The 26,347-nt window shown below is 60.6% G+C and carries 27 protein-coding genes and 1 pseudogene; 10 read left to right on the top strand and 18 right to left on the bottom strand.

Features of this window, described 5'->3' with window-relative positions:
* Positions 1–81: 81 nt before the first annotated feature.
* Both ACQRBT_RS10755 and ilvA read right to left on the bottom strand, forming a co-directional pair.
* On the bottom strand, positions 82–495 hold the full coding sequence (locus ACQRBT_RS10755; RefSeq protein ID WP_090368149.1) for a DUF2269 family protein: 414 nt from the start codon (positions 493–495) through the stop codon (positions 82–84).
* Positions 496–535: 40 nt separating this feature from the next.
* Positions 536–2,050 (bottom strand): threonine ammonia-lyase, biosynthetic, encoded by a 1,515-nt coding sequence (gene ilvA, locus ACQRBT_RS10750; RefSeq protein WP_198762624.1) that lies wholly within the window; start codon positions 2,048–2,050, stop codon positions 536–538.
* Between the two features lie 138 nt (positions 2,051–2,188).
* Between ilvA and rpiA the strand changes: the two genes are divergently transcribed.
* On the top strand, positions 2,189–2,860 hold the full coding sequence (gene rpiA, locus ACQRBT_RS10745; RefSeq protein ID WP_060753514.1) for a ribose-5-phosphate isomerase RpiA: 672 nt from the start codon (positions 2,189–2,191) through the stop codon (positions 2,858–2,860).
* A gap of 113 nt (positions 2,861–2,973) precedes the next feature.
* Here the strand turns inward: rpiA and ACQRBT_RS10740 are convergent, their stop codons facing one another.
* From ACQRBT_RS10740 to ACQRBT_RS10725, 4 genes are all read right to left on the bottom strand, one after another.
* On the bottom strand, positions 2,974–3,888 hold the full coding sequence (locus ACQRBT_RS10740) for an SdiA-regulated domain-containing protein (RefSeq protein WP_412046181.1): 915 nt from the start codon (positions 3,886–3,888) through the stop codon (positions 2,974–2,976).
* 8 nt (positions 3,889–3,896) lie between these two features.
* On the bottom strand, positions 3,897–4,820 hold the full coding sequence (locus ACQRBT_RS10735) for an SdiA-regulated domain-containing protein (protein WP_412046182.1): 924 nt from the start codon (positions 4,818–4,820) through the stop codon (positions 3,897–3,899).
* A 184-nt stretch (positions 4,821–5,004) separates the two neighbouring features.
* Positions 5,005–5,670, bottom strand: coding sequence for a fumarylacetoacetate hydrolase family protein (locus ACQRBT_RS10730; RefSeq protein WP_090368141.1), 666 nt, complete (start codon positions 5,668–5,670; stop codon positions 5,005–5,007).
* Positions 5,671–5,691: 21 nt separating this feature from the next.
* Entirely contained in the window at positions 5,692–7,086 is a 1,395-nt protein-coding gene (locus tag ACQRBT_RS10725; protein ID WP_060753518.1) for an FAD-binding oxidoreductase, read from the bottom strand.
* A gap of 204 nt (positions 7,087–7,290) precedes the next feature.
* On the opposite strand from ACQRBT_RS10725, the gene serA reads away from it, so the two are divergent.
* A complete protein-coding gene (serA, locus tag ACQRBT_RS10720) occupies positions 7,291–8,520 on the top strand; it encodes a phosphoglycerate dehydrogenase (protein ID WP_060753519.1) in 1,230 nt (409 codons plus the stop codon).
* A gap of 67 nt (positions 8,521–8,587) precedes the next feature.
* Here serA and ACQRBT_RS10715 read toward each other — a convergent pair whose 3' ends face one another.
* Positions 8,588–9,043: a DUF4399 domain-containing protein gene (locus tag ACQRBT_RS10715; protein ID WP_060753520.1), complete on the bottom strand. Its 456-nt coding sequence runs from the start codon at positions 9,041–9,043 to the stop codon at positions 8,588–8,590.
* 134 nt (positions 9,044–9,177) lie between these two features.
* Here ACQRBT_RS10715 and ACQRBT_RS10710 point away from each other — a divergent pair, with 134 nt between their 5' ends.
* On the top strand, positions 9,178–9,702 hold the full coding sequence (locus ACQRBT_RS10710; protein WP_060753521.1) for a transporter substrate-binding domain-containing protein: 525 nt from the start codon (positions 9,178–9,180) through the stop codon (positions 9,700–9,702).
* Here the strand turns inward: ACQRBT_RS10710 and ACQRBT_RS10705 are convergent.
* Positions 9,638–10,135: a DUF523 domain-containing protein gene (locus ACQRBT_RS10705; RefSeq protein ID WP_244700987.1), complete on the bottom strand. Its 498-nt coding sequence runs from the start codon at positions 10,133–10,135 to the stop codon at positions 9,638–9,640. The genes ACQRBT_RS10710 and ACQRBT_RS10705 overlap by 65 nt on opposite strands.
* A 2-nt stretch (positions 10,136–10,137) precedes the next feature.
* Positions 10,138–10,770 (bottom strand): 2OG-Fe(II) oxygenase, encoded by a 633-nt coding sequence (locus tag ACQRBT_RS10700; RefSeq protein WP_412046183.1) that lies wholly within the window; start codon positions 10,768–10,770, stop codon positions 10,138–10,140.
* 131 nt (positions 10,771–10,901) lie between these two features.
* Between ACQRBT_RS10700 and ACQRBT_RS10695 the strand changes: the two genes are divergently transcribed.
* Positions 10,902–11,654 carry a DUF2059 domain-containing protein gene (locus tag ACQRBT_RS10695; RefSeq protein ID WP_090368135.1) on the top strand — a complete coding sequence of 251 codons (753 nt, stop codon included), beginning with the start codon at positions 10,902–10,904 and terminating at the stop codon, positions 11,652–11,654.
* Between the two features lie 43 nt (positions 11,655–11,697).
* On the opposite strand, the gene ACQRBT_RS10690 is transcribed toward ACQRBT_RS10695, so the two are convergent.
* Positions 11,698–12,639, bottom strand: a complete 942-nt coding sequence (locus tag ACQRBT_RS10690; protein ID WP_412046184.1) for an alpha/beta hydrolase — start codon at positions 12,637–12,639, stop codon at positions 11,698–11,700.
* 99 nt (positions 12,640–12,738) lie between these two features.
* Between ACQRBT_RS10690 and ACQRBT_RS10685 the strand changes: the two genes are divergently transcribed.
* From ACQRBT_RS10685 to ACQRBT_RS10670, 4 genes are all read left to right on the top strand, one after another.
* Positions 12,739–13,317: a DUF6436 domain-containing protein gene (locus ACQRBT_RS10685; protein WP_104994962.1), complete on the top strand. Its 579-nt coding sequence runs from the start codon at positions 12,739–12,741 to the stop codon at positions 13,315–13,317.
* A gap of 90 nt (positions 13,318–13,407) precedes the next feature.
* Positions 13,408–13,764, top strand: a complete 357-nt coding sequence (locus ACQRBT_RS10680) for an EamA family transporter (RefSeq protein ID WP_060753527.1) — start codon at positions 13,408–13,410, stop codon at positions 13,762–13,764.
* Positions 13,764–14,174, top strand: a complete 411-nt coding sequence (locus ACQRBT_RS10675) for a DMT family transporter (protein ID WP_412046185.1) — start codon at positions 13,764–13,766, stop codon at positions 14,172–14,174. The genes ACQRBT_RS10680 and ACQRBT_RS10675 overlap by 1 nt, the downstream gene beginning before the upstream one ends.
* Positions 14,174–15,394 (top strand): DegT/DnrJ/EryC1/StrS family aminotransferase, encoded by a 1,221-nt coding sequence (locus ACQRBT_RS10670; protein ID WP_090368123.1) that lies wholly within the window; start codon positions 14,174–14,176, stop codon positions 15,392–15,394. Before ACQRBT_RS10675 ends, ACQRBT_RS10670 begins: the two co-directional genes overlap by 1 nt.
* Here the strand turns inward: ACQRBT_RS10670 and ACQRBT_RS10665 are convergent.
* The gene (locus ACQRBT_RS10665; RefSeq protein ID WP_244384899.1) at positions 15,372–16,250 is read right to left on the bottom strand and encodes a hypothetical protein; all 879 of its coding nucleotides are present in this window, start codon (positions 16,248–16,250) and stop codon (positions 15,372–15,374) included. The genes ACQRBT_RS10670 and ACQRBT_RS10665 overlap by 23 nt on opposite strands.
* Positions 16,247–17,353 (bottom strand): GNAT family N-acetyltransferase, encoded by a 1,107-nt coding sequence (locus ACQRBT_RS10660; protein WP_161548626.1) that lies wholly within the window; start codon positions 17,351–17,353, stop codon positions 16,247–16,249. Before ACQRBT_RS10660 ends, ACQRBT_RS10665 begins: the two co-directional genes overlap by 4 nt.
* 158 nt (positions 17,354–17,511) lie before the next feature.
* Between ACQRBT_RS10660 and ACQRBT_RS10655 the strand changes: the two genes are divergently transcribed.
* Positions 17,512–19,866: a penicillin acylase family protein gene (locus ACQRBT_RS10655; RefSeq protein WP_412046186.1), complete on the top strand. Its 2,355-nt coding sequence runs from the start codon at positions 17,512–17,514 to the stop codon at positions 19,864–19,866.
* Positions 19,867–19,988: 122 nt separating this feature from the next.
* Here ACQRBT_RS10655 and ACQRBT_RS10650 read toward each other — a convergent pair.
* A pseudogene (locus ACQRBT_RS10650) lies at positions 19,989–20,195 on the bottom strand (helix-turn-helix domain-containing protein); the annotation flags it as partial.
* A complete protein-coding gene (locus ACQRBT_RS10645; protein WP_412046187.1) occupies positions 20,167–21,132 on the bottom strand; it encodes a GlxA family transcriptional regulator in 966 nt (321 codons plus the stop codon). The gene ACQRBT_RS10645 and the pseudogene ACQRBT_RS10650, both read right to left, overlap by 29 nt.
* Positions 21,133–21,357: 225 nt before the next feature.
* Between ACQRBT_RS10645 and ACQRBT_RS10640 the strand changes: the two genes are divergently transcribed.
* Complete coding sequence (locus ACQRBT_RS10640) at positions 21,358–21,996, top strand: HD domain-containing protein (protein ID WP_060753533.1); 639 nt, start codon at positions 21,358–21,360, stop codon at positions 21,994–21,996.
* A 70-nt stretch (positions 21,997–22,066) separates the two neighbouring features.
* Here the strand turns inward: ACQRBT_RS10640 and ACQRBT_RS10635 are convergent, their stop codons facing one another.
* The 4 genes from ACQRBT_RS10635 to ACQRBT_RS10620 all read right to left on the bottom strand — a co-directional run bounded on the left by ACQRBT_RS10635 (position 22,067) and on the right by ACQRBT_RS10620 (position 26,167).
* A complete protein-coding gene (locus tag ACQRBT_RS10635) occupies positions 22,067–22,951 on the bottom strand; it encodes an ABC transporter permease subunit (protein ID WP_244384895.1) in 885 nt (294 codons plus the stop codon).
* The gene (locus ACQRBT_RS10630; protein WP_060753535.1) at positions 22,948–23,868 is read right to left on the bottom strand and encodes an ABC transporter permease subunit; all 921 of its coding nucleotides are present in this window, start codon (positions 23,866–23,868) and stop codon (positions 22,948–22,950) included. Before ACQRBT_RS10630 ends, ACQRBT_RS10635 begins: the two co-directional genes overlap by 4 nt.
* Positions 23,865–25,007, bottom strand: coding sequence for an ABC transporter ATP-binding protein (locus tag ACQRBT_RS10625; protein WP_028618367.1), 1,143 nt, complete (start codon positions 25,005–25,007; stop codon positions 23,865–23,867). Before ACQRBT_RS10625 ends, ACQRBT_RS10630 begins: the two co-directional genes overlap by 4 nt.
* A 65-nt stretch (positions 25,008–25,072) precedes the next feature.
* The gene (locus ACQRBT_RS10620; protein ID WP_244701005.1) at positions 25,073–26,167 is read right to left on the bottom strand and encodes a polyamine ABC transporter substrate-binding protein; all 1,095 of its coding nucleotides are present in this window, start codon (positions 26,165–26,167) and stop codon (positions 25,073–25,075) included.
* Positions 26,168–26,347: the final 180 nt, after the last annotated feature.

The following is a 26,347-nucleotide window of genomic DNA, read 5'->3' as shown; positions in this document are numbered from 1 at the left end:
GGGGTGTTTCAGGTAGACCGAGGCGCCTGGGTTTGGGGCGGCTTCGCCACCCAGCGCGGGGCAAGCCCGCTCACTACAGACCTAAATGGGTTTGGCGCCCATCAGCCCGGCAATCGCTACAAACCCTACCAGGCTGATCACCGCCAGCACCAGGGTGAAATTCAGGCTGCCGCCTTCGCCTTTGCGCAGGCGATTGAGCCGCGCCACCAGCCAGAACCAGGCCAGCGCCGCCACGGTATAGAGGATGCTGGAGCCCAGAATCCAGGTCTGCCCCAACGGCCAGCCGATCAGGTGCACCAGCCACCAGCCGCTGAACGGCATGCTCACCAGGCAAATCCCCATCAGCAGCCAGACAAACGCCCACGGGCGTTGCACGGTCACCGCCGGGCCGGCGCTGCGCTTGCGCCAGGCCAATACCGCCAACCCGAGGCCGCTGAGCAGCAGCAACACGGTAGCGGTGATGTGGATAACCTTGAGGGTGGTCAGCGTTTCCATGGTCTCGATTCCTTAAAGGCCGCTCTGTCAGCGTAGTCGCTCAACCGAGGAACAGTTGGTACGCCGGGTTTTCGCTTTCATCCCAGTACGGATAACCGATCTCAGCCAGCGCCGCAGGCACCAGGTGGCGCTCATCCGCCGGCACTTGCAGGCCGGCGACCACGCGGCCGTCGGCCGCGCCGTGGTTGCGGTAGTGGAACATCGAGATATTCCAGCGCCCGCCCAGCTTGTTGAGAAAGTTGAACAACGCTCCCGGACGCTCCGGGAACTCGAAGCGAAACACCAGCTCATCGCTGACTTTGGCGGCGTGCCCGCCGACCATGTGGCGTATGTGCAACTTGGCCAGTTCGTTTTCAGTCAGGTCCAGCACCGGGAAACCCTGCTGGGTGAGGCTGGCGATCAACGCGCTGCGCGGGTCGTTGTCCGGGTGGGTCTGCACACCGACGAAGATGTGCGCCTCGCTGCCGGAATGGTAGCGGTAGTTGAATTCGGTGATCTGGCGCTTGCCCACGGCTTCGCAGAACGCCTTGAAGCTGCCCGGTTGCTCGGGAATGGTCACGGCGATGATGGCTTCGCGGCCTTCACCCAGTTCGGCGCGCTCGGCCACATGGCGCAGGCGGTCGAAGTTGACGTTGGCGCCGGAGTCGATGGCCACCAGGGTCTGCCCGCTGACACCTCGGGTTTCCACATATTTCTTGATACCCGCCACACCCAAGGCACCCGCCGGCTCGGTAATGGAGCGGGTGTCGTCGTAGATATCCTTGATCGCCGCGCAGATCTCATCGGTGCTGACGGTGATCACTTCATCCACATAGTCTTTGCAGATATCGAAGGTGTGCTGGCCGATCTGCGCCACCGCCACACCATCGGCAAAGATGCCGACGGTTGGCAGCACCACACGCTCCCCTGCGGCCATGGCCGCCTGCAGGCAGTTGGAATCGTCCGGCTCGACGCCGATGATCTTGATTTCGGGGCGCAGGTATTTCACGTATGCCGCGATACCCGCGATCAACCCGCCGCCGCCCACCGGGACGAAAATCGCATCCAACGGCCCCGGGTGCTGGCGCAGAATCTCCATCGCCACAGTGCCCTGCCCGGCAATGGTGTGGGGATCATCATAGGGGTGAATGTAGACGTAGCCTTTTTCGTCGACCAGCTTGAGCGAATAAGCCAGGGCTTCCGGGAAGGAGTCACCATGCAGCACCACCTTGCCGCCACGGGAACGCACGCCTTCGACCTTGATCTCCGGGGTGGTCTTGGGCATCACGATGGTGGCCTTGACCCCCAACACCTTGGCCGCCAGCGCCAGGCCCTGGGCGTGGTTGCCGGCAGACGCGGTGACTACGCCACGCGCACGCTCCTCGGCCGATAGCTGGGTCAACTTGTTGTAGGCGCCGCGAATCTTGAACGAGAACACCGGCTGCAAGTCTTCACGCTTGAGCCAGACCTTGTTGCCCAACCGCTCGGAGAGCTGGCGGGCGGTCTGCAAGGGGGTTTCTACTGCAACGTCGTAAACGCGCGAGGTGAGAATTTTTTTGACGTAGTGTTCAAGCATCGGCGGGTATCTACTTCGCGAATTGGGCAGGGTCAAGGAGTCTAACCCAGCGTTTGGCCGGGCGACCACACGAATACCGAGGTTTTGTTGGGTTATACTCGCGCCCCTCGATAACTCCCCGCCCGTTCCGGAGCCCGCATGACCCAGGATCAACTCAAACAGGCAGTGGCCCAGGCCGCCGTCGATTTAATCCTTCCTAAACTCGACGATAAAAGCATCGTCGGTGTCGGCACCGGCTCCACTGCCAACTGCTTCATCGACGCGCTGGCCCTGCACAAGGGCGCGTTCGACGGCGCCGTCGCCAGCTCCGAAGCCACCGCCGCGCGCCTCAAGGGCCATGGCATTCCGGTGTACGAGCTCAACACCGTGAGCGACCTGGAGTTCTATGTCGACGGCGCCGATGAAAGCGACGCACACCTGAACCTGATCAAGGGCGGCGGCGCAGCCCTGACCCGCGAGAAGATCGTCGCGGCCGTGGCCAAGACCTTTATCTGCATCGCCGACGCCAGCAAGCTGGTACCGGTACTCGGCGCGTTCCCGCTGCCGGTGGAAGTGATTCCGATGGCGCGCAGCCACGTGGCTCGCGAGCTGGTGAAGCTGGGCGGCGACCCGGTGTACCGTGAAGGTGTGTTGACCGACAACGGCAATATCATCCTCGACGTGTTCAACCTGCAGATCACCAACCCGGTGGAGCTTGAGACTCAGATCAACGCCATCGTCGGCGTAGTCACCAACGGCCTGTTCGCTGCGCGCCCGGCGGACGTGCTGCTGCTGGGCACTGCCGAAGGCGTCCAGACCCTCAAGGCCTGACAACACCGCAACTCCAATGTGGGAGGGGGCTTGCTCCCGATAGCGGTGGGTCAGTCGATAAACTGCTGACTGGCACACCCTCATCGGGAGCAAGCCCCCTCCCACATGGAGTGTCAGAAGTTGATTTTTTTGAACACGTAGAACAGATTCGGCTCGCTGACCAGGTACAACGTACCTGTGTCATCCATGGCGATCCCTTCGGCCTGCGGCACCCGCTTTGTCAGGTCATGGCGCCCGCTGAGCAATGACAGACTGCTCAGCGGGCGACCGTCGATATCCAGCTCCAACACCAGGAACGACTCATCCGACAGCGCCAGCAGATGGCCGCTGCGCTCGTCGTATTGCAGGCTCGACAGGTCGCGCACAAACATTCCCGCATCGCGCTTGGGGTTGTTGATCACGTGTACCGAGTAGGTTTTTTCCGGTTGAAAATGGGGAAAACCGCGCACCTCGTAGATCAGCATCGGGTCGCGCTCTTTGGCCACGAACAGGCGCTTGCCCACCGAATCGTACGCCAGCCCTTCAAACCCTTTGTTACTGCCGCTGTGCACGCCCAACGTCATCTGCTCCGCATCGGCGGCGTCGAGAAACTGGGTGTCGTCGTTCACATGCACTTTGATCAGCCGCTGTTGGCGCTCATCGCTGATCACGTAGATGTTGTCGCTGATGAACTCCACCGCCTCGGCATCGCCAAACCCGATCAGCGGGATACGCCGCACAATCACGCCGTCCAGGGACAGTTCGATCAACTCGGGGTTTTTATTGGTCACCGTGAACAGGCTTTTACGCACCGGATCATAGGTGAGCGCCGAGACATCATCATCGAGCCCTTCGACGACCTTGGCCTCAAGGGTGACGCGGTAATCGGCCAGGCCAATGGAGCGCTCGTCAGCCGGATGACGCCACGTCTGGAGGTTGAACCAGGCCCGCTCTAACAAGCGAAAGTGCTGCGCGACCAGCCCGGCACAAACCAGGCCGGCCAGCAAGAGCAAGAACAACGCGGGTCTGGGACGGGCAAGTCGACGCATCAGGGAGTCTATTTCTGCTTTTCGAAGCGATAGAACAGGTTCGGCTCACTGACGATATACACCGTACCGTCCTCATCCATCGTGACACCTTCCGCACGCGGGATGGTGTGCTTGAGGCCGTTGAAACCACCGAGCAGGGTCATGAAGCTGACTTGCTTGCCCTTCTCATCCAACTCCAGGAGCAGGTGGGAGTCCGCCGAAAGCACCAGCATGTGGCCGGTACGCGGGTCAATCGCCAGGGCGGACAGGTTGCGCATGTCCAACTCGGTGCTGGCAAGCTTTTGCTTGTCGCCCGTCAAGGTGTTGCCATCGGATTTCCAGGTAAACAGCGCCGGTGGGCGCTCTTCGCCGAGTACGATCTGTTGGTTGCGCTTGTCCCAGGTGACACCCTCAAAGGCTTTGTTCTGATCCTTGGACGGCCCCAGGTCATAGCTGGTGAAATCTGCTTTGTTCAGTTGGGTGGTGGCGGCATCGACCTTGACGACGGTGAGGCTGTGGTCGCGTTCGTCAACCACGGCCATCAGGCCATTTTCCATCACCGTCACGCCTTCCGGGTTGCTCCAGCCATTGAGCGGCATCTTGCGCAGCACATCGCCCTGCAGGCTTAACTCGACGAGGAAGGCGTTCTTGCCCATGACCGAGAACAGGGTTTTGGTCTGCGGATTGTAGGAGACATCCGAAGCCTCATCCTTTTCCATGCCGGGCAGCAACTTGGCGTCAATCACCGCACGGTAGTCAGGCAGCCATACGCTGGCCTGACGCTCGAACGGCGTCTCGAAGCGTTCGGCAACCCACAACACGCCCCGATCATCCCAATGCATCGCCCAGGCGACGCCATAGGTGATCGTGCCAGCCAAAAACAGCCAGGAATACCAGCGCAGGGCAAAGCGTGAGCGAAGCTTGGGTTTCGACGAGGGGAGAGACACGGCCATTGAGCGCTTTCCAGAAAGACAGCTATAGGGGATAGCACAGGATCAGAAAACCCGCGCGCAGGAGGCTACGGATTATCCGGATGGCGTGTGAAAAAAATGCAAAACCTTCACTGCAGCAGCGAGTGAGAGGCCGGATGTGCCGCCAAGAAGCGAGCTCGCTCCTTGGCGGCACTTACGCAGGCAATCAGCGAACGCTGCTTTCGAACTGGCTCACGCCAGGCAACTCCAGCACCAACTCATCACCCACGTTCAGTGGCCCCACGCCGGCCGGGGTGCCGGTGAGGATCACGTCGCCGGCCTGCAGCGAGAAACAGCCGGCCATGTGCTGGATCATCGGAATGATCGGGTTGAGCATCTGCGAACTGTTGCCGTCCTGACGCACTTCACCGTTGATGGTCAGGCGAATACCGATATCGGTCACGTCCGGGAAGGTGCTGCCGACCACGAATGGTGCAATCACCGCCGCGCCGTCAAAGGACTTGGCGATTTCCCACGGCAGGCCCTTGGCTTTCAGCTCGGCTTGCTTGTCGCGCAAGGTCAGGTCCAGGGCCGGGGCGAAGCCGGAGATGGCGTCGAGCACTTCTTCGCGGCTGGGCTTGTTCGACAGCGGTTTGCCGATCAGCACCGCGATCTCCGCTTCGTAATGCACCGAACCGCGTTCGGTCGGAATGCTGAAACCGCCTTCCAGCGGCACCACGCAGCTGCCCGGCTTGATGAACAGCAACGGTTCGGTCGGCACCGGGTTATCCAGCTCCTTGGCATGTTCAGCGTAGTTGCGCCCAATACACACCACTTTACCCAGCGGAAAGTGGATGTTGGTGCCGTCGACATACTTGTGCTGATAGCTCATGAAACGACTCCTTCGGGGCGGTTAAACAGCGAAGATCTTGCCAGGGTTCATGATCCCGTTCGGGTCGAACACCGCCTTCACTGCTTTCATGTATTCGATCTCAACCGGCGAGCGGCTGTAAGTCAGGTAATCACGCTTGGTCATGCCCACGCCGTGCTCGGCGGAGATCGAGCCGTTGTATTTCTGGACGGTTTCGAACACCCACTTGTTCACGGTAGCGCACTTGGCAAAGAACTCATCCTTGCTCAGGTTTTCCGGCTTGAGGATATTCAGGTGCAGGTTGCCGTCGCCGATGTGGCCAAACCAGACAATTTCGAAATCCGGATAATGTTCGCCGACGATTGCGTCAATTTCCTGCAGGAACGCCGGTACTTTGGAGACAGTGACCGAAATATCGTTTTTGTACGGCGTCCAGTGGGAAATGGTTTCGGAGATGTACTCGCGCAGTTTCCACAGGTTGTGCAGCTGGGTTTCGCTCTGGCTCATCACGCCGTCCAGCACCCAGCCCTGCTCGACGCAGTGCTCGAAGGTTTCCAGGGCGTGGTTGGCGACTTCTTCGGTCGTCGCTTCGAATTCCAGCAGTGCGTAGAACGGGCACTCGGTTTCGAACGGCGCCGGCACGTCGCCACGCCCCAGGACTTTGGCCAGGGCCTTGTCGGAGAAGAACTCGAACGCAGTCAGGTCCAGCTTGCTCTGGAACGCATGCAATACCGGCATGATCGAGTCGAAATCGGTGGTACCCAGCACCATCGCGGTGAGGTTCTTCGGCGCACGGTCCAGGCGCATGGTGGCTTCGACCACGAAGCCCAGGGTGCCTTCAGCGCCGATGAACAGCTGACGCATGTCGTAGCCGGTGGCGTTCTTGATCAGGTCGCGGTTCAGTTCCAGCACATCACCCTTGCCGGTGACCACTTTCATGCCGGCGACCCAGTTGCGGGTCATGCCGTAGCGAATCACCTTGATCCCGCCGGCATTGGTGCCGATATTGCCGCCAATCTGGCTGGAACCGGACGAAGCGAAGTCCACCGGATAGTACAGGCCATGTTCTTCGGCAGCGTTCTGCAACTGCTTGGTGACCACGCCCGGCTGGCACACGGCGGTACGGTCGGTGAGGTTCACGTCGAGGATCTGGTTCATATAGTCGAACGACACCACCACTTCGCCATTTGCCGCCACCGCTGCCGCCGACAGGCCGGTACGACCGCCGGACGGCACCAGCGCCACCTTGTGCGTGTTGGCCCAGCGGACGATGGCTTGCACCTGCTCGATGGTCTTGGGGAAGACGATGGCGGTAGGCGCAGGTGCGAAGTGCTTGGTCCAATCCTTGCCGTAAGCCTCCAGGGAGTCTGCATCGGTCAGCACTTTGCCGGGCTCAACCAGGGTCTTCAGCTCATCAATCAGGGCAGGATGGGTCATCGACAGAACTCTCGAACAATTCATGGTCATCCTGAGAACGCTTCACGTCGCAGGAATGAGTGTTAGCGGGGCGCGTATGCTAGCATACCGCCCCCGCAGGACAGAGCCCAAGGGCGTTTCTGCGGTGACGGCTTTCCTGCCGTCCGGGTCAGCTTGCGCTGCTCGACTCCCTGCCATTTTTCTCCGGGATACAGGTTTACGCAGATGAGCAAGACTTCTCTCGATAAGAGCAAGATCAAGTTCCTTCTTCTGGAAGGCGTCCACCCATCGGCTGTCGACGTTCTGAAAGCCGCCGGGTACACCAGCATTGAGTACATCACCAGTTCTCTGCCGGAAGCCCAGCTCAAGGAAAAGATCGCCGACGCGCACTTTATCGGCATTCGCTCCCGCACTCAGCTGACCGAAGAGATCTTCGATCACGCCAAGAAACTCGTGGCGGTCGGCTGTTTCTGCATCGGCACCAACCAGGTCGACCTCAACGCAGCGCGCGAGCGCGGCATCGCGGTGTTCAACGCACCGTACTCCAATACCCGTTCCGTGGCGGAACTGGTGCTGGCCGAGGCCATCCTGCTGTTGCGCGGTATTCCTGAGAAGAACGCATCCTGCCACCGTGGCGGCTGGATCAAGAGCGCGGCCAACTCCTTCGAAATCCGCGGCAAGAAGCTGGGTATCGTCGGTTACGGCTCGATCGGCACTCAGCTGTCGGTCCTGGCTGAAGGCTTGGGGATGCAGGTGTTCTTCTACGACACCCTGACCAAGCTGCCGTTGGGCAATGCCACCCAAGTGGGCAGCCTGACCGAGTTGCTGGGCATGTCCGACATCGTGACCCTGCATGTTCCGGAAACCGCCGAAACCCAGTGGATGATCGGCGAGAAGGAAATCCGTGCCATCAAGAAAGGCGGCATCCTGATCAACGCCGCACGCGGCACCGTGGTCGAACTGGATGCCCTGGCTGCTGCGATCAAGGACAAGCACCTGATCGGCGCCGCCATCGATGTGTTCCCGGTAGAGCCTCGCTCCAACGATGACATCTTCGAAAGCCCGCTGCGCGGCCTGGACAACGTGATCCTGACCCCGCACATCGGTGGTTCCACCGCTGAAGCCCAAGCCAACATCGGCCTGGAAGTGTCGGAGAAGCTGGTCAAGTACAGCGACAACGGTACATCCGTATCGTCGGTGAACTTCCCGGAAGTGGCCCTGCCGGCTCACCCTGGCAAGCACCGTCTGCTGCACATCCACCAGAACATCCCTGGCGTGCTGATGGAGATCAACAAGGTCTTCGCAGAGAACGGCATCAACATCTCCGGTCAGTTCCTGCAGACCAACGAGAAGGTCGGTTACGTGGTGATCGACGTCGACGCCGAGTACTCGGACCTGGCGCAAGAGAAGTTGCAGCACATCAAGGGCACGATTCGTAGCCGCGTTCTGTTCTAAGAACCCGCGCCTACCAATAAAAATGGGAGACCCGCAGGGGTCTCCCATTTTTTTGTCTGAACAAATCTTACTTGACGTTAACCGTGATCACTTTCGAGGCTACAGTCGGGTTGAACTGCATATGCAGTTTGTCGCCGGCCACCAATTGCAAGGTGTGCTTGCCTGGGGTGAGGGTCAACTCGGTCTCGGTCTGGGCCTTGCCGTAGTGGATCACGGTGTCGGTGGCCGGGATCGGTACGCTGGCGTCAGGCAGCTCTTTCTGGTCAACCAGCAGATGGTGGTGGCCGGTGCCCGGGGTCTGGTCAGTGGCCGGCGCGAGCTTCAAGCCTTCCATGCCGAATTTGACGGTAAAGGTTTTATCCACAGTGGCGCCATCTTTGGGCGACACGATAAACACTTTGGCACCTTCAGGTGGCGCGCTACGCGGGATGCCATCGGCGGCGGTGGCCAACATCGAGGCACCCAGCAACAGGCTGGCAATCGTTGCACGGGCGGATGTTGCTCGGACTGATAGGGCTTTCATTCGCTTCTCCAGTTTCTGCAGGAAATCTGTTGGGTTATGACAACTTCGCGACAAATTGCTGTCCAAGGCACTCAACACAATAGCAAAGCGATGCTGGACGGTGCCTCGTACAGCTCAATTCCTTAGGAGCGACCATGCGCTTTTCGCCTGGCCTTGTACTTTTACTGCCTCTTTTGAGCCCCTTGGCTCATGCCGAACTGATCGACGATGTGTTTGATCGCGGCGAACTGCGCATCGCAGTGCAAGCCAACACCCCGCCATTCAACTTCAAGGACGACAATAAGCTAACCGGCTTTGAAGTGGAGTTGGGTGAAGAATTGGCCAAGGAACTGGACGTGCGCCCCTCCTTTATCACCACCGATGACAGCGACCTGCTACCAGGCGTTGAAACCGGCAAATATGACGTGGCCATCAACCATATCGCTATGACTGCGCAGTTGCAGGATCGGTTCGATTTCAGCGAGGCTTACCTGGAAAAGCCGGAGCTGGCGATTCCGTTTCAGAAGGGCAACCCGGCGTTCAAGACCAGCCTGGACAGGGCGCTGCAGCAGATCAAGGCCGATGGCCGCTTGAAAGCGCTCTCGCATAAGTGGTTCAAGGACCAACCGCCTGCAATTGCGCCAATGCCTGAGCCGCTTCAGGCAACTCCTGCTCACTGAACACCAACACCCCATGGCGCTTGAGCAGCGCCGCCGTCACGCCCTCGCCGCTCACCTTGACGGCGCTGAAGGTGCCGTCATAGATCAGCCGGTTGCCACAGGATGGGCTGTTGGCCTTGAGGATGGCGATGCGGATACCGTGGCGCTGCGTCAATACCAACGCCTGGCGGGCGCCCTCGACGAAGGCGCCGCTGAAGTCTTCGCCCTCGGCGGTCAGCACTCGGGCACGCCCATCCCATACATCGACGCCCTGCCCACCCGCAATCTCGGCGGGCGGGCGTGGCGTCGGCAAGCCACCCGCCACCTCCGGGCAGATCGCGACCACACGCCTCTCGGCCTGCCACTGCGTCAATAGGTCGAACGGGCCACTGGCGCCACCGTCGTAGCGCACCTTGTGCCCAAGCAGGCAACGGCTGACCAGAATCTTTTCCATGTTTAAAACGGCTCGTTGCCCCGTCGACGAAACCAGCCGGTCAAGGACAAGCGCTCACGCGTGGCGGGCAGCACTTCGTGAGGGACTTCACCCGAGAGGAACACCACCAGGCAACCGCCGGTGGGCTGCACATCGTATTCCACGCCGTCCTTGAGGTACATGCGCAACTGGCCGCCATGCTCAGGCAACCAGGCGTCGTTCAAATACACCACCGCCGAAACCGTGCGCCGGTCATCATCGCGAAAACGGTCCAGATGCTTGAGATAAAACGCACCCGGCGGGTACATCGCGAAGTGGCTTTCGAAGTTTTCAAGGCCCAGGAACAGATGGCGGTTCATGGCCAGCCGCAGGCTGTCCATCAACCTCATGTAGGTCTCGCATACCGGCGCGTCGCCCTCTTCCAGCCACTGGATATGGTCACCGCGAATCCCCTCGCGGATTTCCTGGGCCGGCCCGCGCCCGACAGCGGCAGGCGCCAGCTCACCTTCGGCCGCACGTTTACGGCACTCGGCCGCCAGCTCCAGGGTCAGAGCCTGGGGCAGGAAGCCATTTTGCTGCGACCAGCCTTTTTCGGCCAGGTCGTCGACGATACGTTGCAGCAGCGGGTGATCGAGGGATATTTGCATGGCGCGCATAGTATCCATACGCCTGTGAATTCGACAGAGCCGCCGAGCGTCTGAATACACTTTAGTCAGGTGACTGATAGGACTTCTCGACAAATCCTACGCCTGACACGGACAATAGTGGCCGACTGACAGGAGTCCCTATGCGTCGTTTGTTTTTTTCCGTGCTGATGTTCTGCGTTTTGCCCGCCTGGGCAGACAGCCATGACCAGTTGTACAAGGTCGCCGGCTGGGCCGAACAACGTGCGCATTTCAATGACGCCCTCAGTGCCGCTCAACAACGCTACCGCAATAGCCTGCCGCCGGCGGTGTACCAGGCGCTGGTGGACAACAGCAACAAACGCTTTGCCGCCCAGGCCATGGACCAGCGCGCCGAAGCGCAATTGCGCCAGCACCTGGCAGACCCGAAGCCCGCGCTGGCGTTTTTTCAGTCGCCCCTGGGCCGCAAGATTGTCGACGCCGAACTGCTCGCCACCCGCCGCGACCAGTTGGCGAAAAACGCCCAGGGCTTGCCGCACATGGAAGCCGATGCAACCCGCAGCCTGATCATCGGCCACCTGGCCCAGGCCCTGCCCGCGCGCGAAGCCGGTGCGGAAGTCAGCCTGGCGATTGCCGGTGTCGCGGCTGACAGTTTGAGCCAGATGATCCCCGGCCTGCTGGGCGGCGGCCAGGCCCAGGGCATGTTGAATGGGCAGCGCGAGCGCCTGATGCGGCAGATCGGCAATGACCTGAACAACACTCTGTTGTACGTCTATCGGAACCTGTCCGACCCGGAGCTGGAAGAGTTCGCGACATTTGCCGAGTCGCCGGAGGGTAAGGCGTATTACCAGGCTGCCCTTGCCGCCATCCGTGCAGGGCTTGCAGTCGGGCAAAGCACCTCCAGCCTGTCGCAATAACCCATGTGGGAGGGAGCAAGCCCCCTCCCACAGTTGGATTGTGCTACTTCAGATGCTCCGTGAGGAAACTGAAGTATTGCTGGCGGATCTCTGGAATTTCATTGGCCAGATGATGCCGGCCACGCGGCAGCATCAACACCTCAGGCTGATCGAACTTGCCCCGCAGCACCTGCAAGTTGTGCTGCCAGTCCACCGTCATATCCTCCTCGCCTTGCACGATCACTGGCCGCCGTGGGCTGCGCGGCGCGGCTTCGATGCGCCTGATCCAGCTCGCCAACGCGCCGACCCACGCCGTGGGCAGTTGGCGGGGTTGCAACGGGTCGGCTTCCAGGAACGGTTTGAAATCCGGATCATGGGTGTTCTCGCTGAACCGGCGGGCGATGCCTTTTACAAACGGGCGCAGCAGGTAATAGCTGACCTGCGACCAGCCCCAGGCGCGCGGCCGCACCAAGGGCGACAGCAGGAAGGTCTTGCCTTGGGCCGGGCTGTCGACGCCCTGGTTGAGCAAGTGGTCGACCACCACTGCACCGCCGGTGCTTTGCCCGAACAGGTGCCAGGGTTGCGGCAGTTGCAGGGTTTGAGCCTGGGCGAACAGCGCCTGCACCACCGCCTGGTACACCGCAAAATCATCGATGCTGGCACGGGCGCCACTGGACAAGCCATGGCCCGGCAAATCGCAGGCGATCACCACAAACCCCTGGTCCAGCGCCCAATCCACAACGTGGCGGTACAGTCCCATATGGTCGTAGAAGCCATGGAACATGAACATCGTCGCCACCGGCTGTGCCGGCCACCACACCTGCGCCACCACTTGGAAGCCTTGCACCTCGAAGCGCCCCAGGCGACTCACCGCCGGCACTTTGCGCGCAGGCAGGTCCAGCCCGTAGAAACGCTGGTAGACCCGGGCCTCCACAGAAAGCGGCTGCGCATCCACCAGGGGCCGCAAGCTTTCGCGTAGATGATCGGGGTCAAAAGTGACGGGCATAAAGGCTTCCAGACTGAGGGTGAAGATGAATATCGACCTGCGATATTCATCTGTCAGAGCAAGCATGGCAAGCTACGCGACCTCCGAGGATAGATCCGAATGCGACAGCACCTGCGCACTGCCCTGTTCGCCAGCCTGATTCTGGCCATTTGCACCGGTGTGCTGTGGACGGCCTATGACTGGTTCCAGGGCCGCTACCTGCGCGCCTTCAGCGAACACACGGCGGTGTTCTCCGGCGACACTCTGCGCCTGCCCGCCGAACTCGCGGGCCCGGGGCCGATCCGCCTGGTGCACTTCTGGGACCCGGCGTGCCCGTGCAACGTGGGTAACCAGCAGCATCTGGGCGAGCTGATCGAGCAGTACGCGCCTCAGGGCGTGGAGTTTTATGCCCTGCAAAAGGCCGGCAGCCACGGTCAACTGCCCGACAACCTGAACAGGATGAAAACGCTTGCCGCCCTGCCCGGCGCCGATCAGGTGCCGGCGACACCTGCCGTGGGTATCTGGGACCGCACGGGCAAGCTCGCGTATTTCGGCCCCTACAGTGAAGGGCTGACCTGTAATTCCAGTAACAGCTTTATCGAACCGATCTTGAAAGCCCTCGAGGCCGGGCGCGAAGTTGACGCCACCCACACCCTGGCGGTGGGCTGCTATTGCCAGTGGAGCAAGACATCAAACTGAACACAGGCTGTTCGACCGGCAAACTCCAGTCACCCCGGCGACAGGCTACTGTATCGTACGTTTTCGGCAGGATTGTAAGCATAGGAACACATGAGCCAATTAACCATTATCCTCTGGATACTCAACGTCATCGTCGATACATCCGGCCAGTTGGCTTTCAAGGCAGCGGCTTCAGCCAGCGCCGAGCATGACGGCCTGGCCCACTGGAAACACATGCTCAAGCGGCCGTGGATCTGGATTGGCGTTCTCTGCTATGTCTTCGAATTCGTGTTGTGGCTGGCGTTCCTGACATTGGTGCCGTTGTCGGTCGGCGTGATGCTGGGCTCCATCAACATTGTGGTGATCATGATTGCCGGTCGCTTCCTGTTCAAGGAAAGCCTGAGCAAATGGCGGTTGATCGGCATCATGCTGATCGCCTGTGGCGTGACCGTCGTGGGGTTTGAATAATGAAACGCTTTTATATCCTGGGTTTTCTCGCGCTGATCATTTTCGACACCTTGGCGCAGGTCAGTTTCAAGTTCGCCTCGGTGCATGCAGAACCCCTGACTATGGACGCCGCCTGGCTGATACGCGTATTTGGCGCCCCATGGATCTACGGCGCCTTCGTGGGTTATATCGGCGCGTTCTTCACCTGGATGACCTTGCTCAAATACGCCCCGGTGGGCCCGGCTTTTGCGGCCTCTCACCTGGAACTGATCAGCGTCACGCTGATTTCCGTGTGGCTGTTCGATGACAGCCTGACCCTGCCGAAAATCATCGGCGGCGCGTTGATCATTGCCGGCATTCTGTGCCTGGCACGCAGTGAAGACGAAGCCGGAAAAGTCATCGGTGCCGGTCGCTCCGAGACGCTTGCCTGATGATGCCTCGCGAGATTCCGCCCACCGCAGGGCTGCCCCTGCGCTGGCGGGACCTGCTCGGCCTCTCGGGCGACCTGGCCCCTGCCCTGGCCCGTCAACTGTCGATTCCGCTGCCGGCGCTGACGTGCTCCGGGACCGCTGCACTGGTGATCGCCCTAAGGGTTTTGCAACGGCGCATGCCGGGCCGTACCCGGCTCATCGTGCCGGCCTATACCTGCCCGCTGGTCGCCTTGGCCGCCCATTACTGCCCACCGTTGCAGGTGGTGCCCTGTGATTTGCAACCCGACAGCATCGACCTGGACGAACAGCACCTGGTGCAGTTGTGCGACGAAACTACCCTGGCGGTGGTGGTCACCCATCTGGCCGGACGCGTGGCTGATGTCGGAACCGCCAAGCGCATTGCCGGCGCCATCGGCGCAGCGGTCATCGAAGATGCCGCGCAAGCCATGGGTGCGCTGGACGATGGGCAGAGCGTCGGGCTCAAAGGCGACGTGGGCTTTTTCAGCATGGCGCTGGGTAAAGGCCTGACGACGGCAGAAGGCGGAGTATTGTTCAGCCGCGACCCGGTGTTGCATCAAGCGCTGCATCGCCAATCTCGCCAGGACCTGCCCTTCAGCCTGCGCTGGGAGTTGCAGCGCAGCGCCGAGCTGTGGGGATACGCCCTGCTTTATCGGCCGTACGGCTTGTATTACGTGTATGGCAAGGCCTTGCGCACGGCGCTGGCGCAAGGCGATGAAGTCGCCGCCGTGGGTGATGACTTTTCGGTCAACGACATTCCGCTGCATGCCCTGGGTGGCTATCGCCGCAGGGTCGGCGCGGCGGCGCTGGCTCGCTTGCCCGATCACCTGCAACAAGGGCGCACTCGCGCGTTGCGCCGCGCCGCACGCTTGAATGCCTTGCCCGGTGTCTCGGTCATCCTGGACCGACCCGGGCAGCAAGGCACCTGGCCTTTTCTGATGGTGGTGATGCCCTCGGCACAGGCCCGGGATACGGCGATGGCGCAGCTCTGGACCGCGGGGCTGGGCGTGACGCGCCTGTTCATTCACACCTTGCCGGATTACCCCGACGTGGCCCCCTTGCTGGCGCCTGGCAGCCCGCTCCCCCAAGCCCAGGCTTTCGCCCGCCGCACCCTGTCGATCAGCAACAGCCATTGGCTGACCGACGAACACTTCGAACAGGTCCTCGCCCAACTGAAGGTTATCGTTTCCAACCCTGATTGATGCGCGCGACCAAGCGACCATTCAATGCGTTCTGCTGCTGTTGCCAGATCTGCACCTGCGCCTCAGGCAGTTCTTCCTGACCATCGGATGCACTCAGCCAGCGCTTGAACTTGCTTTCATAGTGGTAGGCCGATACGTCACCCGTGACGTCCGCGCCAATGATCTGGCCTTGGCAGGCGTCGATCAGGTCATTCAAATGCTGCTCCAGGAACTCACCCTGGTCCCAGTTGGTGTTCACCACCTGCGGGCTCAGCACATCTTTGTCGATGGACAGATAAACCGGCAGCGAACGATCAAGCTGCGCCAGGAACGTACGCATCAACTCATCCGGATGGCCGAACGCACGATTGCTCGACCCGGCGCCAATCCAGTTCATCCAGCGCGTATCGACGTTGACGTTCCAGTAGGTCAGCTTGCGTTTGAGCAGCGGCGACCAGTGATTTTCCCAGGCGTGGCCCAAGGCAATGTCCTGCGAACCGATACCCAGCACATGCACATGCTCGACCTGAGGCAGACGGCTGGCCCAATACACCCACGAACCGCAGTGGATGCCGAACGGGTAACGCATGTTGTCGGGGTGGTTGTCGCAGATGATCAGTTGGTACTTCTGCTGCGCGGGCAGGCGGTTCAACAGGAGCTGGCTGAGATGGTGATAGTCGCCGCTGCCGGTAAACACGCAACCGTAATCGCTGGGCATCTGCGCGTGCAGGGCGGTTTCCAGTTCCTTGAACTGGGCCCAACGGCAGCCGAAGCGGATTTTCTCCTGCCAGGCCTGCAGCGGTAAGGTGATCGCGCCAGCAATGTCACTGACGGCACCATCGAAATCGAGAATCAGCGGTGCTCGGTCCAGGCTCATGCGGTGTGCTCCTGGTGCCATTGGTTGTCGCTTTCAAAATGATGACGCAAGCGGTTGCCCAGCTTGCGCAACAACGGGTTGCGCACCCAGACCAAGTGGCGCGTGAAGGTGAAGTCGGCACCGAGGTTGGCCTTGACCTGCGGGTCGGTCCAGCCCGCCACATAAAACTTCAGCCCATTCGCCACTGCGTACTCCAGGTTCACGAACCAGCTGACGAAGTACAGGTTGAACTCCAGCGCCTGCGGGTAATTGAGCCCGATGTACTTGTCGAGCAGCTTGTCGCCCTCCACGTAGCACAGGTTGTAGCCGATCAGTTCGTCGCAGTGCCAGTAGCAGAACACGCGCCCGTCAGTACCGGCGTCCCTGAGCAAGCCGGTGAAGAACTCCGGCGTGAGCAGGTCAAAATGGATCTCGCTCTGGTCGTACACCGCCTTGTACAACCCGTACAACTGCGTCAGCCAGGCATCATCGTTGAAGCGCTCATCGCCGGTGTCGAGGATTTCTACGCGCAACGCTTCGCGGCTGCGCAGTTTGCGTCGGATATTACGCCGACGGCTGTGGGACAAGCGCCCAAGGTATTCGTCGAGGGTGGTGAAGTTGATCGGCACATAAGCCAGTGCCTGGCCCTCGAGGCTGATGAAACCACGCCGCGTGCACTCATCGATCAAGGCTTGCGCGTAGCGGTTGTCGGCCTCGCTGAGCAGCGGGGAGTCGTGAGGCACGTCTTTGACGATGGTGAGTTTGCGCTGCGGGACGCATTCCTCTTGCAGCCACTGCGCAAGCTCCTGGGGCGATACGCCCTGGGGGAACGGCGCATATTCACTGACCGTGGTGCCCACAAAGCAGCTGTCGATACGCAACCATGAATGCCACAAGGCATAGCCTGGCCAGCCGCGCACACGCTTCACGAAGTCCTCGTCGGCAGTGGTCAACAGGTCGAATGGCGTGAAGAAGTACGGCAAGCCCTGGTCGGACAGCCGGGCATCAAAGCCTGCCGGCGGATGCTGCAAAAAGCGGCTGATCAGCGATTGCGCTTCCAGGCTGCAGGCGTAGGTCACGTCTGAAGGGCTGGGAACTGGCTTGGGTTGCGTGGCGCAGGTCATGAAAAAAGGCTCAAGGACGACGGGCGCAATAGTAGCTCATCGGCAGCGCTGGCCGCTTGAACCTTGGCTGTCACAACGGCGCATCAGCATTTCCCTCAGTCGCCAACAAACCGATTAGACTCCGTTGACCTTCAAGGTGACTGACTCAAGGACCGTCCATGAAACGCAGCCTGACCGTGCTCGCCCTACTGATTGCCGCCCTCCTGGCCGGCGCCGGCTGGTATGTCTACAGCAAGCAACCCACGCGTCAGGGCACGGTCATGCTCAACCATCTGCAAGGCTCCGTCACGGTGCGTTACGACGACCGTGGCGTGCCGCACATTCGCGCCGAGAACGAGGCCGACCTGTATCGCGCCCTGGGCTATGTGCATGCCCAGGACCGCCTGTTCCAGATGGAGATCATGCGGCGCCTGGCCCGTGGCGAGCTGGCCGAGGTGCTGGGCCCCAAGCTGCTGGAAACCGACAAACTGTTCCGCAGCCTGCGTATTCGTGAACGGGCCTTGAGCTACGTGGAACACATCGACCACGACTCGAACGCCTGGAAGGCCCTGCAAGCCTATCTGGACGGGATCAACCAATATCAGGACAGCCACGCCAGCCCCATGGAGTTCGATGTGCTGGGCATCACCAAGCGGCCCTTTACACCCGAAGACACCATCAGCGTCGCCGGGTACATGGCCTACAGTTTTGCCGTCGCGTTTCGTACCGAACCTGTGCTGACCTATATACGCGACCAGTTGGGCAGCGATTACCTGAAAGTCTTCGACCTGGACTGGCAACCCAAGGGCGCGCTCAACCTGGCCGCCGGCGACTGGAAAAGCCTCGGCGCCCTCGCCGCCCTGAGTGACAGGGCCTTGGCCGATAACGGCCTGCCGCAGTTCGAGGGCAGCAACGCCTGGGCCATCAGCGGCAGCCGCACCCAAAGCGGCAAACCGTTGCTGGCAGGTGACCCGCATATCCGCTTCTCGGTGCCGTCGGTGTGGTACGAGGCGCAACTGTCGGCGCCGGGCTTTGAGCTGTACGGCTACCACAACGCGCTGGTGCCGATGGCGTTCCTGGGGCACAACCTGGATTTCGGCTGGAGCCTGACCATGTTCCAGAACGACGATCTCGATCTGATCGCCGAAAAGGTCAACCCGGATAACCCCAACCAGGTCTGGTACCACGGCCAATGGACCGACCTGACCAGCAGCGAACAGCAGATTGCCGTCAAAGGCCAGGAGCCGGTCATCCTGACGCTGCGCAGCTCGCCCCACGGTCCGATCATCAATGACGTGCTCGGTGAAAATGCCGGCAAGACGCCGATTGCCATGTGGTGGGCGTTCCTCGACACCGAAAACCCGATCCTCGAAGGCTTCTACGAACTCAACCGTGCCGACACCCTGACCAAGGCCCGTGCGGCAGCCGCCAAGGTGTCGGCCCCCGGGCTGAATATCGTGTGGGCAAATGCCAAGGGCGATATCGGTTGGTGGGCCGCAGCGCAATTGCCGATCCGCCCGGCTGGGGTCAACCCGGCATTCATCCTCGACGGTAGCACCGCCCAGGCCGACAAGCCGGGCTTCTACCCGTTCAGCGCCAACCCTCAGGAAGAGAATCCGGCGCGTGGTTATGTGGTGTCGGCCAATGCCCAGCCGGCCTCACCCACGGGCATGGAAATCCCCGGCTATTACAACCTGGCCGACCGTGGGCAGCAGTTGAATACACAATTGAGCGACAACAGCGTGAAGTGGGACGTGAACAACAGCCAGGCCTTGCAGCTGGGCACCACCACCGCCTACGGCCCACGGTTGCTGGCGCCGTTGCTGCCGGTGTTGCGTGACGTCGTCAAGGATCCGGCCCAGTTGAAACTGGTGGAACAGCTTGCAAACTGGAAGGGTGACTACCCGCTGGGCTCCACCAGCGCCACGCTGTTCAACCAGTTCCTGTTCAACCTCACCGACGCCACCTTCCACCCGAAGCTGGGCGACGCCCTGTTCAAGACCCTGCTCACCACCCGGATGATCGACGCCGCATTGCCCCGCCTGGCCGCTTCAGCGGATTCGCCGTGGTGGAACGGCACGCGTGCCGACACCGTCAAGCTCGCCTGGGACAATAGCCTGGCGCACCTCAAGGCCACGCTCGGCGATGACCCCGGCCAGTGGCAGTGGGGCAAAGCGCACACCTTGACCCACGGGCACCCGCTGGGCATGCAGAAGCCATTGGACAAGCTCTTCAACGTCGGCCCGTTCCCCGCCCCCGGCACCCACGAGGTACCCAACAACCAATCGGCGATGATCGGCCCCGCACCCTGGCCGGTGACCTACGGCCCGTCGACCCGCCGCTTGATCGACTTCGCCGACCCGGCCCACGCCTTGACCATCAACCCGGTGGGGCAAAGCGGCGTGCCGTTTGATCGACACTATAGTGATCAGGCGCAAACCTACATCGAAGGAGGGTATGAACAGGCACATTTCAGTGATGAGGAAGTCACGGCCAATACCCGTGGCACCCTGAAACTATTGCCCGCCCGATAACTCGATCAATATGGGAGGGGGCTTGCTCCCGATAGCAGTGTCTCAGTAGCAGATGAGCTGACTGACACACGGCTATCGGGAGCAAACCCCCTCCCACACTTGGATCTGCGTTGTATCAGCGACTACTTTGCCCGCACCCGGCCCGGCGCTTCGCCGTAGGTTTCCTTGAATTTCTTGCTGAACGCCGCCTGGGACTGGTAGCCCACTTGCGCGGCGATATCCATCAGGCTCAGGCGCGACTGGCGCAGCAGGTTGAACGCCAGCTCCATACGCTGCGCACCCTGGAAGCCTACGACACGCTCAAACCGGCGCCGCAAAGTTAAGCCGGAACTGTTGCGGGGTCACGCCCAGCCGGCGATTGAATACACTGCGCATGTGCTGGGCATCGCGAAAGCCGCACTGGTAAGCCACCGTCTTGAGCGGTGCGCAGCTGCTTTCGAGCATCACCCGCGCCGCATCCACCCGGGCTCGCTCGACAAACTCAGCCGGCGTTATCCGTGCTTCACGGGCAAACACCCGGGAGAAATTGCGTGCACTCATATTGGCCGCCTTGGCCAGATCGGCGATGGTCAAATCCCCCGTCAGGTTCGCCAACACGTACAACTGCACCAGCGCCACCGCCGAGGTGTCTTCGGCGTGGGGCGTGAGGAACGGGCTGAACTGCGACTGCCCACCGGAACGCTGGGTGAACACCACCAGACGCTTGGCCACGCTCAGCGCGACTTCCGGGCCATGGTCCTGGGCCAACAGGTACAGCGACAAGTCGATGCCTGCGGTCACACCTGCCGACGTGTAGAGGTTGCCGTCCTGTGCGTAGAGGCGATCGGCATCGACCTGGGCTGTAGGGCACAGACGCGCCAGATCTGCGGCGTCGTTCCAGTGGGTGGTGACGGTTTTTCCATCCAGCAGGCCAGCGCGGGCCAGCAGGAAGGCGCCGTTGCAGATCGAACCGAAGCGTTGTGCTCTCTGTGTTGCACCGCGTAGCCAGTCATCGAAGGGGGCACCGAAATCCTCGAAGGGTAATTGCGGGCCGCCAGCGACCAGCAGCAAGTCGTAGGGTTCAAGGGCTTCGCGGTAATGCCGATGGGCCTGTAGTGACAGGCCGTTGGAGGCCGCCATCGTGCCATGGCCAAGGCCGATGACTTCCAGCTGGTAATGGTCCTGCGGCGGCAAAAAACGGTTGGCCTCGCAAAACACATCCATCGGCCCCGTCACATCCAGCGACTGGACGCCGGGAAAGATCAGAATGGCAACGGTTTTTTGCATGAGTAAACCTTATCTCTGGACTGGCGCGAAACCCTGTGGGAGCCGGGCTTGCCTGCGATGCAGGCGACTCGGTCTATCAGGCATACCCAGGTGATGCTATCGCACATTTGATCGCGTACAGCCTTGGCACGATGTGCAACCACATTGGCCGGGATCGCTCCCTCGCCGCGATGGCCCCTTTGCAGGCACACGACCAGACTGGAATCTTTCCAGAGGAGAGCCATCATGAGCACCACTATCGCCGGTATCCAGATCCCCGACAGCGCACTGGCCAAGGCCACCACCGAATACATTCGCGACGTCGAATCCGACCTGCTTTATCACCACTCCCGCCGCGTGTTCCTGTTCGGCGCCTTAAGCGGTGAACGCAAACAACTCGCTTACAACCCGGAGTTGCTCTACGTCGGCGCGATGTTCCATGACCTGGGCCTGGTCGAAGGCCATCGCAGTGACAACGAGCGTTTCGAAGTGGACGGAGCCAATGCGGCGGCCACGTTTCTCAAGCCTTACGGGCTGAGTGACGACGACATCGAACAGGTGTGGCTATCCATCGCCCTGCATACCACGCCGGGCGTGCCGCAGCATCTACGCCCAACCGTTGCGCTGGTGACGGCCGGCGTCGAGATGGATGTCCTGGGTATGGATTACGCAGCGTTTTCCAGCGTGCAGCGCGAGGCGGTGGTGCATGCGCATCCACGGGGTGAAGGGTTCAAGGAGTGCATCATCTGCGCCTTTGCCGACGGCTTGCGCCATCGCCCACAGACCACGTTCGGCAACGTGAAGACGGATGTACTGGTGGATCAGGAGCCGGGGTTCAAGCCGATGAATTTTGTTGAAGTCATCCGCAAATCGCCTTGGGCTTGAAATGCAATCAACTGTGGGAGCGGGCTTGGCCGCTCCCACAGTTTGATCCAGTTTCTTCAGGTAGACCTGATTAGACCGGTGCAGCCGCGCGGCGCTTGTCCGGCTGCTGCCAGCCATCCGCCGCCGCTTCTTCGATGGCTTGCTGGATGGCTTTCTTGCGGTGCTCTTCGGCACGACGGCTGAAGAACCACACCAGGAAGGTCACCAGCGACACCGCCAACAGAATCAGGCTGGCCACGGCATTGATCTCGGGTTTGACCCCAAGGCGCACCGCCGAGAACACTTCCATCGGCAAGGTCGTCGAGCCCGGGCCCGATACGAAACTGGCCAGTACCAGGTCATCCAGCGACAAGGCGAACGACATCATGCCGCCCGCCGCCAACGATGGCGCGATCATCGGGATCGTGATCAGGAAGAACACCTTCCACGGTCGCGCCCCCAGGTCCATCGCCGCCTCTTCAATCGACAGGTCCAGCTCACGCAGGCGTGCCGACACCACCACCGCCACATACGCCGCACAGAAAGTGGTGTGGGCGATCCAGATGGTGACGATGCCACGCTCCTGGGGCCAGCCGATCATTTGCGCCATGGCCACAAACAGCAGCAACAGCGACAGACCGGTGATCACTTCCGGCATCACCAACGGCGCGGTCACCAGGCCGCCGAACAGCGTGCGCCCCTTGAACTGGCTGATGCGCGTCAGCACGAAGGCCGCCAAGGTGCCCAGGGCCACCGCAGCCACCGCCGTATAGCAGGCGATTTCCAGCGAGCGGGCCACCGAGCCCATCAACTGGGTGTTGTCCAACAGGCCCACGTACCATTTGATCGACCAACCGCCCCAGACTGTCACCAGCTTGGATTCGTTGAACGAGTAGATCACCAGGATCAGCATCGGCAGGTAGATGAACAGCAACCCCGCCACCAGCATGAAGCTTGAGAAACTGACGCGCTTCATATCTTGCCCTCCATCTCTTTGGCTTGGCTGCGGTTGAACAGGATGATCGGCACGATCAGGATCGCCAGCATCACCACCGCCAGGGCAGAGGCCACCGGCCAGTCACGGTTATTGAAGAACTCTTGCCACAACACTTTACCGATCATCAGGGTTTCCGGGCCGCCCAGCAGCTCGGGGATCACGAACTCGCCCACTACCGGGATAAACACCAGCATGCAACCGGCGATGATGCCGTTCTTGGACAGCGGCACGGTGATCTTCCAGAAGCTGTTGAAGGTGCTCGACCCCAGGTCCGACGCGGCCTCCAGCAAGCTCTGATCATGTTTGACCAGGTTGGCATACAGTGGCAGGATCATGAACGGCAGGTACGAATAGACCACGCCGATATACACCGCGATATTGGTATTGAGGATCTGCAGGGGCTCGTTGATCAACCCGATGGACATCAGGAAGCCGTTGAGCAAACCGTTGTTGCTGAGGATGCCCATCCACGCATACACACGGATCAGAATCGCGGTCCAGGTCGGCATCATGATCAGCAGCACCAGCACGGTCTGCATCTCTTTGCGCGCGCTGGCGATGGCGTAGGCCATCGGATAGCCGATCAACAGACACAGGAGGGTGCTGAAGAACGCCATCTTCAACGAGCCCAGGTACGCGGCGATGTACAACTCGTCGTCACCCAGCATCGAGTAGTTGGCCAGGTTGAGCACCACCTGCAGTTTCTGCTCAACGAAGGTGTAGATCTCGGTGTAAGGCGGGATCGCGACGTCGGCTTCGGCAAAGCTGATCTTCAAGACGATGAAGAACGGCAGCATGAAGAACAGGAACAACCAAAGGAATGGAATCCCGATAACCACGTGTCGACCATCGGGAGTTATTCGTTGCAACTGGCGCTTGAGCTTCTTCATGTTCATGAGCGAAGTACCACGCCGCTGTCGTCTTCCCACCACACGTAGACCTGGTCGCCCCAGGTCGGACGCTGGCCACGGCGCTCGGCGTTAGCCACGAAGGACTGCACCAGTTTGCCGCTCGGCAGTTCCACGTAGAACACCGAATGGCCACCCAGGTAGGCAATGTCGTGCACTTTGCCGCTGGACCAGTTGTGCTCGCAGGTCGGCATTTCGGTGGTGACCAGCAGTTTTTCCGGGCGAATGGCGTAAGTCACGGATTTGTCTTCCACCGAGGTGGCGATGCCGTAGCCCACGTAGATGTCGCGGTCCAGGTCCGGGCACTTGAGCACCGCGTGGCCTTCGGCGTCATCCACCACCTGGGTGTCGAAGATGTTGACGTTGCCGATGAACTCGCACACCAGGCGGCTGGTCGGGGTTTCGTAGATATCGATCGGGCTGCCGATCTGGGCGATCCAGCCCAGGTGCATGATCGCGATGCGTTCAGCCATGGTCATGGCCTCTTCCTGGTCGTGGGTCACCATGACGCAGGTCACACCCACGCGCTCGATGATCTCAACCAGTTCAAGCTGCATCTGCGAACGCAGTTTCTTGTCCAGCGCACCCATCGGCTCATCGAGCAGCAGCAGTTTCGGGCGCTTGGCCAGGGAACGGGCCAGGGCTACACGCTGACGCTGACCACCGGACAACTGGTGCGGCTTGCGCTTGGCGTACTGGCTCATCTGTACCAGCTTGAGCATCTCGGCCACCCGGGCGTCGATTTCGGCCTTGGGGATCTTGTCCTGTTGCAGGCCGAAGGCGATGTTCTGCGCCACGGTCATGTGTGGGAACAAGGCGTAGGACTGGAACATCATGTTTATCGGCCGCTCGTAGGGCGGCATGTCGGTGATGTCCACACCGTCGAGGTAGATGCGACCTTCCGTTGGGCGCTCGAAGCCTGCGAGCATGCGCAGCAAGGTGGATTTGCCTGAGCCCGAACCGCCGAGCAAGGCGAAGATCTCGCCTTTCTTGATTTCCAGGGACACATCGTCCACGGCAATCGTCTCGTCGAACTTCTTCGTGACCCGGTCGATTTTGACCAACACCTTTTTCGGTGTCTGGTCGCCCTCGAGGGCTTTCTTATAGGCGCCGGAGGCAACTGCCATTTGCGAAACTCCCAACAAAGTTTTCTGTTCGACCAATACGGACGAAACCTTGGATAGTTTGAGCCTTACTTGCCCGTCTTGACCTTGGTCCAGCTACGGGTCATCAAACGCTGCACTTTCGGGGGTAACTCGAAGTTGACGAATGTCCGGTCGAGAACCGCCTGCGGTGGGTAAACCGCTGCGTCAGTGCGTATCGATTGCTTCATCAGCTTGTCCGCCCCTGGGTTAGGGTTGGCATAACCGACGACATCACTGACCTGGGCGATCACCTCAGGTTGCAGTAAATAGTTGATGAAGGCGTGGGCCTCCTTGACGTTGGTGGCGTCCTTGGGGATCGCCAGCACGTCAAACCACAGGTTGCCGCCTTCTTTCGGAATCACGTAGGCAATGTTCACGCCCTTGCCCGCTTCAGCCGCGCGAGACCTGGCCTGGAACACATCGCCGGAGAAGCCTGCCGCCACGCAGATGTTGCCGTTGGCCAGGTCGGAAATGTATTTGGAAGAATGGAAATAGGTCACGTAGGGCCGCACTTTGAGCAGCTTTTCTTCGGCCTTCTTGTAGTCTTCGGGGTTGGTGCTGTTAGGGTTCAAGCCCATGTAGTTGAGCACCGCCGGCAGCATTTCATCCGCCGAGTCCATGAACGATACGCCGCAAGTGGCCAGCTTCTTCATGTTTTCCGGTTCGAACAGCACGGCCCAGGAGTCAATATGATCGACGCCGAGCACTTCCTTGACCTTGTCGACGTTGTAACCGATGCCATTGGTGCCCCACAGATACGGCACTGCGTACTGGTTACCCGGATCGTTCTTTTCCAGTCGCTTGAGCAGCGCCGGGTCAAGGTTGGAATAGTTCGTCAGTAAAGACTTGTCGAGTTTCTGGAACGCCCCGGCCTTGATCTGCTTGCCGAGGAAGTGGTTGGACGGCACGACCACGTCGTAGCCGGTACGCCCGGCAAGCAACTTGCCTTCCAGGGTTTCGTTGGAATCGAACACGTCATACACGGGCTTGATGCCGGTAGCCTTTTCGAAATTGGCCAGCGTGTCGGTGCCGATGTAGTCCGACCAGTTATAAATATGCACAGTCGGGGCGGCCTGCACGCTGACAGCCAGCGTGATACCTGCACCCACCAGCAAGGCTTTGCGAAATAAAGAAATTGGCAAGTGGAGGTCCTCTTAAATAGTTGGGCCCAAAAGTTGTTGCCCGGCAACAAAACCGGCGCGCAACTTACCCTCGATAAACCGATCCGGCAAAACTTTCTGTCATTTAAATGTGTGGAAGCGGGTCATGTGGGAGGGGGCTTGCTCCCGATAGCGGTTAATCGGATACCCATATGTTGGTTG

This window comes from Pseudomonas sp. R19M, assembly GCF_050312585.1.
Taxonomy (GTDB): domain Bacteria; phylum Pseudomonadota; class Gammaproteobacteria; order Pseudomonadales; family Pseudomonadaceae; genus Aquipseudomonas; species Aquipseudomonas palleroniana.
Note: the sequence above shows the minus strand (reverse complement) of the source record. Positions and strands in the feature narration are given on the sequence as shown.

What these genes read in the sequence shown, in the direction of transcription:
- rpiA (WP_060753514.1), top strand. Translation starts at nt 2,189, where the DNA reads ATGACCCAGGATCAACTCAAACAGGCAGTGGCCCAGGCCGCCGTCGAT.
- ACQRBT_RS10635 (WP_244384895.1), bottom strand. Translation starts at nt 22,951, where the DNA reads ATGAAGCGCGTCAGTTTCTCAAGCTTCATGCTGGTGGCGGGGTTGCTG.
- ACQRBT_RS10735 (WP_412046182.1), bottom strand. Translation starts at nt 4,820, where the DNA reads ATGGCCGTGTCTCTCCCCTCGTCGAAACCCAAGCTTCGCTCACGCTTT.
- ACQRBT_RS10665 (WP_244384899.1), bottom strand. Translation starts at nt 16,250, where the DNA reads ATGAGCCTGGACCGAGCACCGCTGATTCTCGATTTCGATGGTGCCGTC.
- ilvA (WP_198762624.1), bottom strand. Translation starts at nt 2,050, where the DNA reads ATGCTTGAACACTACGTCAAAAAAATTCTCACCTCGCGCGTTTACGAC.
- ACQRBT_RS10640 (WP_060753533.1), top strand. Translation starts at nt 21,358, where the DNA reads ATGAGCACCACTATCGCCGGTATCCAGATCCCCGACAGCGCACTGGCC.
- ACQRBT_RS10630 (WP_060753535.1), bottom strand. Translation starts at nt 23,868, where the DNA reads ATGAACATGAAGAAGCTCAAGCGCCAGTTGCAACGAATAACTCCCGAT.
- ACQRBT_RS10625 (WP_028618367.1), bottom strand. Translation starts at nt 25,007, where the DNA reads ATGGCAGTTGCCTCCGGCGCCTATAAGAAAGCCCTCGAGGGCGACCAG.
- ACQRBT_RS10695 (WP_090368135.1), top strand. Translation starts at nt 10,902, where the DNA reads ATGCGTCGTTTGTTTTTTTCCGTGCTGATGTTCTGCGTTTTGCCCGCC.
- ACQRBT_RS10710 (WP_060753521.1), top strand. Translation starts at nt 9,178, where the DNA reads ATGCGCTTTTCGCCTGGCCTTGTACTTTTACTGCCTCTTTTGAGCCCC.
- ACQRBT_RS10685 (WP_104994962.1), top strand. Translation starts at nt 12,739, where the DNA reads ATGCGACAGCACCTGCGCACTGCCCTGTTCGCCAGCCTGATTCTGGCC.
- ACQRBT_RS10725 (WP_060753518.1), bottom strand. Translation starts at nt 7,086, where the DNA reads ATGACCCATCCTGCCCTGATTGATGAGCTGAAGACCCTGGTTGAGCCC.
- serA (WP_060753519.1), top strand. Translation starts at nt 7,291, where the DNA reads ATGAGCAAGACTTCTCTCGATAAGAGCAAGATCAAGTTCCTTCTTCTG.
- ACQRBT_RS10705 (WP_244700987.1), bottom strand. Translation starts at nt 10,135, where the DNA reads ATGGAAAAGATTCTGGTCAGCCGTTGCCTGCTTGGGCACAAGGTGCGC.
- ACQRBT_RS10675 (WP_412046185.1), top strand. Translation starts at nt 13,764, where the DNA reads ATGAAACGCTTTTATATCCTGGGTTTTCTCGCGCTGATCATTTTCGAC.
- ACQRBT_RS10730 (WP_090368141.1), bottom strand. Translation starts at nt 5,670, where the DNA reads ATGAGCTATCAGCACAAGTATGTCGACGGCACCAACATCCACTTTCCG.
- ACQRBT_RS10740 (WP_412046181.1), bottom strand. Translation starts at nt 3,888, where the DNA reads ATGCGTCGACTTGCCCGTCCCAGACCCGCGTTGTTCTTGCTCTTGCTG.
- ACQRBT_RS10715 (WP_060753520.1), bottom strand. Translation starts at nt 9,043, where the DNA reads ATGAAAGCCCTATCAGTCCGAGCAACATCCGCCCGTGCAACGATTGCC.
- ACQRBT_RS10680 (WP_060753527.1), top strand. Translation starts at nt 13,408, where the DNA reads ATGAGCCAATTAACCATTATCCTCTGGATACTCAACGTCATCGTCGAT.
- ACQRBT_RS10700 (WP_412046183.1), bottom strand. Translation starts at nt 10,770, where the DNA reads ATGCGCGCCATGCAAATATCCCTCGATCACCCGCTGCTGCAACGTATC.
- ACQRBT_RS10645 (WP_412046187.1), bottom strand. Translation starts at nt 21,132, where the DNA reads ATGCAAAAAACCGTTGCCATTCTGATCTTTCCCGGCGTCCAGTCGCTG.
- ACQRBT_RS10660 (WP_161548626.1), bottom strand. Translation starts at nt 17,353, where the DNA reads ATGACCTGCGCCACGCAACCCAAGCCAGTTCCCAGCCCTTCAGACGTG.
- ACQRBT_RS10670 (WP_090368123.1), top strand. Translation starts at nt 14,174, where the DNA reads ATGATGCCTCGCGAGATTCCGCCCACCGCAGGGCTGCCCCTGCGCTGG.
- ACQRBT_RS10690 (WP_412046184.1), bottom strand. Translation starts at nt 12,639, where the DNA reads ATGCCCGTCACTTTTGACCCCGATCATCTACGCGAAAGCTTGCGGCCC.
- ACQRBT_RS10655 (WP_412046186.1), top strand. Translation starts at nt 17,512, where the DNA reads ATGAAACGCAGCCTGACCGTGCTCGCCCTACTGATTGCCGCCCTCCTG.
- ACQRBT_RS10755 (WP_090368149.1), bottom strand. Translation starts at nt 495, where the DNA reads ATGGAAACGCTGACCACCCTCAAGGTTATCCACATCACCGCTACCGTG.